This window comes from Sphingobacteriales bacterium, from assembly GCA_012517435.1.
In the GTDB taxonomy this organism is placed as follows: Bacteria; Bacteroidota; Bacteroidia; order CAILMK01; family JAAYUY01; genus JAAYUY01.
Window position 1 is genome coordinate 1 of sequence record JAAYUY010000097.1, and the last position, 6,770, is coordinate 6,770.

General features: G+C 39.0%; 6 protein-coding genes. 3 read left to right on the forward strand and 3 right to left on the reverse strand.

The window, feature by feature from the left end:
* The first annotated feature begins 19 nt into the window (after window positions 1–19).
* The 3 genes from GX437_05845 to GX437_05855 all read left to right on the forward strand — a co-directional run bounded on the left by GX437_05845 (window position 20) and on the right by GX437_05855 (window position 4,746).
* Window positions 20–1,429 carry a T9SS type A sorting domain-containing protein gene (locus tag GX437_05845; protein ID NLJ07174.1) on the forward strand — a complete coding sequence of 470 codons (1,410 nt, stop codon included), beginning with the start codon at window positions 20–22 and terminating at the stop codon, window positions 1,427–1,429.
* 350 nt (window positions 1,430–1,779) lie between these two features.
* Window positions 1,780–3,966 carry a glutamine synthetase type III gene (locus tag GX437_05850; protein ID NLJ07175.1) on the forward strand — a complete coding sequence of 729 codons (2,187 nt, stop codon included), beginning with the start codon at window positions 1,780–1,782 and terminating at the stop codon, window positions 3,964–3,966.
* A 90-nt stretch (window positions 3,967–4,056) separates the two neighbouring features.
* A complete protein-coding gene (locus GX437_05855) occupies window positions 4,057–4,746 on the forward strand; it encodes a hypothetical protein (GenBank protein ID NLJ07176.1) in 690 nt (229 codons plus the stop codon).
* Window positions 4,747–4,850: 104 nt separating this feature from the next.
* Here the strand turns inward: GX437_05855 and GX437_05860 are convergent, their stop codons facing one another.
* Genes GX437_05860 through GX437_05870 form a run of 3 tightly spaced genes read right to left on the reverse strand, consistent with a single transcriptional unit; the run spans window position 4,851 to window position 6,733 of the window.
* Window positions 4,851–5,606 carry a tRNA threonylcarbamoyladenosine dehydratase gene (locus tag GX437_05860; protein ID NLJ07177.1) on the reverse strand — a complete coding sequence of 252 codons (756 nt, stop codon included), beginning with the start codon at window positions 5,604–5,606 and terminating at the stop codon, window positions 4,851–4,853.
* Window positions 5,606–6,268 carry a hypothetical protein gene (locus GX437_05865; protein NLJ07178.1) on the reverse strand — a complete coding sequence of 221 codons (663 nt, stop codon included), beginning with the start codon at window positions 6,266–6,268 and terminating at the stop codon, window positions 5,606–5,608. The genes GX437_05860 and GX437_05865 overlap by 1 nt, the downstream gene beginning before the upstream one ends.
* A gap of 15 nt (window positions 6,269–6,283) precedes the next feature.
* Complete coding sequence (locus GX437_05870) at window positions 6,284–6,733, reverse strand: hypothetical protein (GenBank protein NLJ07179.1); 450 nt, start codon at window positions 6,731–6,733, stop codon at window positions 6,284–6,286.
* Window positions 6,734–6,770 lie beyond the last annotated feature (37 nt).

A 6,770-nucleotide genomic window follows, 5' to 3' on the forward strand; every position in this document is an offset into this window, starting at 1 on the left:
TATGTCCATAATTTCATGGATGTTTATTTTTTTCAGCGCTCGGGGACAATCAAGCATTTCTGCGGGCGAAATTACATGGACAAGTATAGGGAATGACAGCTTCCTTATCAAATTAAGCATTTACAGAGATTGCAATGGCTCACCTCCGGGAATACCAACTGTTTTAATAAAGTGTAAATCAACCGGAGCTGTCGTTACAACGGTAACCATGCCCAATACCCCCGCAGTTGACATTACTCCCATCTGTCGTACGGGATGTACCAAATGTCAGTCAAGCAATTGTTCGTTCCCTTTTGGAATTGAACAATATATTTATTCAGAACTTGTTGTCCTGAGTGGTGCCGGCTCTTGCTGCGAATTATCGCTGGAATATTCAGAATGCTGCCGGAGTGATTCCATTTCTACTCTGACCAGCGCAGGAAATTCTCCTTTTTATCTCGAAGCTATGCTTAACAGATGCATTACCCCTTATGATAATTCGCCTCAGTTTACCAACCCTCCCGTTGCTATAATATGTAAAAACAATGACTTCGTTTTCTCTCAGGGGGTTATTAATAATGACCTTGATTCATTGAGTTTTGAATTGACAACACCACTCATTTCACATGGTGTTGGTGTGAGTTACGTTAGCCCATATTCCTTCGATAAACCCCTTTATTTTAACGGATTCCCTGATTCTGTTGCTTTTCTGCTTAATCAAAATACCGGAGTGTTGAGTTTCAGGCCAATCAAAACAGAACAGGCTGTTATTGCGGTAAAAGTCAGTGAGTGGCGGAAAATAAACGGCATTCCCACCAAAACAGGTGAAACAACCAGAGAAATATTGATTATTATTATGAATTGTACGGAAAATCTACCACCGGTGCTCAGTGGCCCTTATTACAAGGAAGTATTTGCCGGTGAGAATGTAACCTTTTCTATTGCCACAAACGATTATGACACTCACGACACCTTGTTGCTTAGCTGGGAGGGAAATATTCCGGCTGCTTCATGGTCAACCAATAACAAGCAGGTTAAACACCCGACCGGCATTCTGACCTGGCAAACACAAAAAGGCGATGCACGCAATACTCCTTATTTCTTTATTGCTACTGTTAAAGATGACAATTGCCCGATTAATTTATCTGATACCCGTGTTTATCAGATACTTGTTAAAGATAGCAGCACCATGGGTATGAATGAATACGATGTACAATCCGGGTTCAGAGTATATCCCAATCCTGCCACCGATAGAATTACCATCGAGTCAATGTTATCATTAAAACAGGTTGAACTTTTTAATGTCATTGGAGCAAAAATCAGGACGCTTGATGGCAATGATTCAAAAATATTTCAGTTTGACAGAGGGCAACTTTCTCCCGGTTTGTATTTTATGAAAGTTACTGATATACAAGGAAATAATAAAAAATTCAGCATCATCTTTGAGTAAATCGGTTTTTACTGGCCGGGAGCAATATTTAATGTAGTTTAAATTCTACCTTACAGCAGCCAGCATGACATAGGGTTGAATTGTAAACAAACAATCCCGCTTGTCAGCTATCCCAGGGACTAATTTTTCAGACAATCTTTTTGCCTGAACTTTATTGAATTTCTTCGGAAGTCCTTCAAGAAATATTCAAAAAAACTAATTTTACCTATCTTTTACAAATAATACACTTTTTATTTATCACCCCCACATTTTTTTTAATAACTGTGAATAAATTTATATTTTTTCTCTTCCTCCATATTCATTTTTTGCATTACCTTTGCAAAAAAAATAATCTTTATAAAATTTGAACCATGACCACACGTTTTAATGCTCTTTCAGAAATCCGGAACAGGAAACCTGTTGAAGTAAACCTTCCTTCAGTCAAAGTTTCCGATTATTTCAGTGTTAATATTTTTGATATGCCAACCATGAAACAATATTTATCTAAAGAAGCATGGGAGCATGTCAAAAATGCCATCGAAACAGGGAGTAAAATCAACCGTAAAATGGCTGACCAGATAGCAACCGGCATGAAAGCCTGGGCTATCGACCGGGGTGCTACTCATTATACCCATTGGTTTCATCCGCTGACAGGTGCATCAGCTGAAAAACACGATGCTTTTTTTGAACCCAGTGGCGATGGAAATGTAATGGAAAATTTCGGAGGCGACAAACTTGTTCAGCAGGAACCGGATGCATCGAGTTTCCCCAGTGGTGGAATACGCAACACATTTGAAGCAAGGGGATATACTGCATGGGATCCTACCTCTCCCGCCTTTGTCATTGGTAACACACTTTGTATTCCAACGATTTTCGTATCCTATACCGGTGAAGCCCTCGATTACAAGACTCCCTTGCTGAAAACCCTGAACCTGCTTGATAAAACAGCTGTTGAGGTATGCCAGCTCTTCGATAAAAATGTTTCAAAAGTGATAGCCACTCTCGGCTGGGAACAGGAATATTTTCTGGTGGATGAAGCTCTCTATCATGCCCGACCTGACCTGGTACTGACCAAACGCACCCTCATGGGTCATGCTTCCGCCAAAGACCAGCAACTGGCCGACCATTATTTCGGTTCCATACCTGAACGGGTGAAGGCATTTATGAAAGAAGTTGAAATAGAAGCATATAAACTTGGAATTCCCTTAAAAACAAGGCACAATGAAGTGGCTCCAAACCAGTTTGAATGTGCCCCGGTTTTTGAGGAAATCAATCTGGCCATCGACCACAATATGCTCTTCATGGATATTATGGATAAAATTGCCCGTCATCATCATTTCAGGGTATTATTTCATGAAAAACCCTATAAAGGCATTAACGGGTCAGGTAAACACTGCAATTGGTCGTTAATGACCAATACCGGAAAAAACCTGCTTTCTCCCGGAAAAAGCCCCAAGAGCAACCTCCTTTTCCTGACTTTTCTGGTCAATACTATCAAAGCAGTGAACGATAACGAAAGATTGCTCCGTGCCAGTATTGCCTCAACCGGAAATGCACACCGGCTGGGAGGGCATGAGGCTCCGCCCGCTATCATCTCCGTTTTTATAGGTTCTTACCTGACAAATGTTTTGAATGAAATTGAAAACAAAGTTTCAGGTAAAAAAATGACACCGGATGAAAAAACAGAGCTTAAACTGGGTATCGGAAAAATACCCGGAATTTTACTCGATAACACCGACCGCAACCGCACCTCACCTTTCGCATTCACCGGCAACAGGTTCGAATTCAGGGCTGTCGGAAGTTCTGCCAATATAGCCGGACCCATGATTGTCCTCAACCTTGCACTTGCTCATCAGCTCCGACAGTTTCTGACTGATTTAAAAGCCCTTACCAAAAAGAAGATAAAGAAAGATGAAGCAGTTTTTCAAGTCTTAAGAAAATATATCACTGAATCAAAAAACATTCTTTTCGAAGGAGACGGCTATAGTCAGGAATGGGCAGAAGAAGCCAAAAGAAGAGGACTGAGCAATATTACCGATATTCCAGAAGCTTTGAAAGAATTTGTCAGCGAAAAGACCAAACATCTTTTCATCAGCAATCAGGTTTTAAATGAAAGAGAGTTACAGGCCCGTTATGAAATTCGTCTTGAAAGATTTATTAAAAAAATCCAGATTGAGGCCAGAGTTCTGGGCGATCTTGCCAATAATCATATTTTACCTACCGCCATTGCTTATCAGAATGTTTTACTGGACAACATTGCCAAATTAAAGGCTACCTTTTCTGAAAATGAGTTTAACGAACTGGCATCCGTTCAGCTTGAACTGGTTAAGGAAATCAGTGAACACATTCATGAAGCCAAAAATCTGGTAAAGCAAATGATAGAAGAAAGAAAATCAGCCAATAACATTGAGAACTTAGTTGAAAAGGCAGATGCTTATTCCCGGAAAGTGAGGCCTTTCTTCGACCAAATCAGACATCACATCGATCGACTTGAATTAATTGTAGGGGATGAATACTGGACATTACCCAAGTACAGGGAACTTTTGTTTATAAGATAAAAAAAGTAGTTTAAAGTATGAATAGATTTTCGGTTAATATTCTTTAAAAAATATTAAATTTGTACTTTGGTTAAACTGTAAAAAAAAGCTATGAAAAATCTATTCATCTTAATTTGCCTGATAACAGGTACAATTTTGTTTTTGGCAAATTGCCAGCGTGAGACTTCAGACAACGTCAATCAGGACAAAATCTGGACGGAATACACGCTTTATTATGATGCCAATCAGGATATAACCTATGCACGGGCTGTATTTAAGTTCTCAAACGCTGCCGGCACATTGCTCGAATTAAAATCACCGGCTGAAGTGCGTTTTGAAGGAGAGATCATGACTTACAAGCCTGCATTATCCTATTATGAAAAACAAATGACCGGATTTGTTGACACCGGAACCTTTCAATATGTTGATCTGGATCATGATACTTTTGTCAATATGGTCAACATTATTTCTGCAATTTCATTTCCCTGGGAATTAGATACGCTTCCTGTTACGGCAGCCTATGAAATGTTCTGGATCGGTGATACCCTTCGTAAAAACGAGTCTGTTACTGTATTTATTAAAGGCACCAAGCAAAACGATCTGCAAACTTTTGTAACCAACGCAGTTAATGCCGTCAGCATCATTTTTCCGCTCAATCAGCTTCAGAAACTCGGAACAGGAAACGGGAATATGACCATGCACAGGGAATATAAAGTCGCTGTCCAGCAAGGAACCAGTGCCGGAGGCAACAGAGTCGGGCATTACAAGGCAATGGATAAAAAGGTGATTATCGGGAAATAGGCATCTGAATCTAAAACTGAAGCACCTCACAGATAAAGGTAAATCAAGGTTAATTCTTAGGTAATAATTATTATTTTATAATAGTAATTACTAAGCAAATTAAATCAATGAAAATCAATTACTCTATTTTCCGGCTCTATTCCTGTTAAATCTCTGATAACCACTGCTGCACAAAAGCACCCGAAAATGACAGGCATATAGGAAATAGTTCCAATGTTTGTTTTTTTGTTCAGCGCTTCGTCAGTATAGATCATTGAATTTTTATCTGTTTTTTCAGTTGAGAAAACAGCTTTAAATCCTGATGAAATCCCATGTCTTCTCAGCCTTTTCCGTAATTGATAAGCCAGATGACAGGTATGGGTTTCTGAAATATCAGCTACCCTGACCAGTTCAGGGTTTGTCTTTCCCCCGCTTCCCATAGAGCTGACAATTTTATGTCCCTGAGCCATTGCCTTTATGATTAAAAAGGTTTTCGGAGAAAAGGTATCTATTGCATCTATTACATAATCAAAGGGCAGGGAAACAAGGTCTGTTAACTTCTGGTCTTTCAGGTAATCATTGACTGTTTCGATTTCAATTGCCGGATTTATATCAAGGAGGCGTTGTTTAACAATTTTTGTTTTGGATTTACCCATGGTGGATAAAAGAGCCGGAATCTGCCTGTTCAGATTGGAGGCAACAAAGACATCGCTGTCGGCTATGGTCAGTTTTCCGATTCCTGCCCTGCAAAGCATTTCAGCAGCAGACGACCCTACTCCACCCAATCCTGCAATCAATACATGGGATTTATTAAGCAGTTCAAGTTTTTCTTTTCCAAGCAATAATTCAGTTCTGGATAGCCATGAGCTGTTTTCTGTCATCATCTTCTGAATACTATTTCAAAATTACGTTGAATCTCACTTTTAAGTTCTGATAAAGAAACAGACCTCAGCCTTGAAGCAAAATCATAAATTTCCTGGATGCTGGAATTTTGGTCATCTGTTTCAAAAAAGACAGCTGAGATTGGAATCTGTTTAAAAACCTGCTGTAAACGATTGTTTTTCAAGAGATTTTCTCCAAAAGACAGATAAATACCAGATGCAATTAATTGTTGTGCCTCATATAAATTTCCTGTAAAGCGGTGAAAAATCCATGGCATCCGGTAAGATTGATTCTTCCTGATATTCAGCAGCAAATCTGTGGCTTTAACACAATGAATGATGCAAACTTTGTCAACTTCCTCTGAAATTTCAGCCATCTCCTTAAAGACTGATAATTGAACATCCAAAGCGTGTCCTCTTAATTTGTCAAATCCAAACTCTCCGATAGCAGCAACTTCAGGTTTTGATGAATAATGTTTGATTTTCTTTATATCATTTGCAGGGAATTCTGTGAAATGCCATGGGTGAAGGCTGATTGAAACGGGAGAAAAAGCCAATGTTTTTTCCGTAATATCCTCCGGAAAAACATTTAAAATGCTGAGAACTTCCTTATCAGGGTTGAATTGATGTGTATGAATATCAATAAAATATTCCTTATTCATACCCAAAAATCAACATCATCTGGGTTTCCTGATACCTATTGAGGCAGCGGGTTCACTTGTATTGGTCGGAAATTCTGACAGCACAATGACTGATTTTTCAAGATACCATTCATAATTATTCAGAAACGGTGTTTGTGTTGTTTTTGGCTCTCCGTACTTAGCTTTCAGATTGGCGAGTGCCTTAGGTACATCCTTTTTAAAGATGGCAATTGTTACACCGGTAAATAATCCGTTTTTAAACAAATAGATGATAGATGCAGCCTGAATCCCCTCATACATCAGATTGTCATTTGTTTTTTCATAACCTTTAAAACCGGGTGTGCTGCTTTTTGTTGGTGTCATCCCTTCCGACATCTGGGCAAAAGGGGTATCCCATTTATAATTTCTGAAATTGTCAATATCTTTCTGACAATATGCTGCAACGGGAATCAACAGCAATACAATTAAGAGTTTTTTAATTAACATGATAATTTTTTTAGTTTAACTGACTGTCCAAAGGTAA

Coding starts and splice junctions, on each gene's coding strand:
- GX437_05845 (NLJ07174.1), top strand. CDS start 20: ATGTTTATTTTTTTCAGCGCTCGGGGACAATCAAGCATTTCTGCGGGC.
- GX437_05850 (NLJ07175.1), top strand. CDS start 1,780: ATGACCACACGTTTTAATGCTCTTTCAGAAATCCGGAACAGGAAACCT.
- GX437_05855 (NLJ07176.1), top strand. CDS start 4,057: ATGAAAAATCTATTCATCTTAATTTGCCTGATAACAGGTACAATTTTG.
- GX437_05860 (NLJ07177.1), bottom strand. CDS start 5,606: ATGACAGAAAACAGCTCATGGCTATCCAGAACTGAATTATTGCTTGGA.
- GX437_05865 (NLJ07178.1), bottom strand. CDS start 6,268: ATGAATAAGGAATATTTTATTGATATTCATACACATCAATTCAACCCT.
- GX437_05870 (NLJ07179.1), bottom strand. CDS start 6,733: ATGTTAATTAAAAAACTCTTAATTGTATTGCTGTTGATTCCCGTTGCA.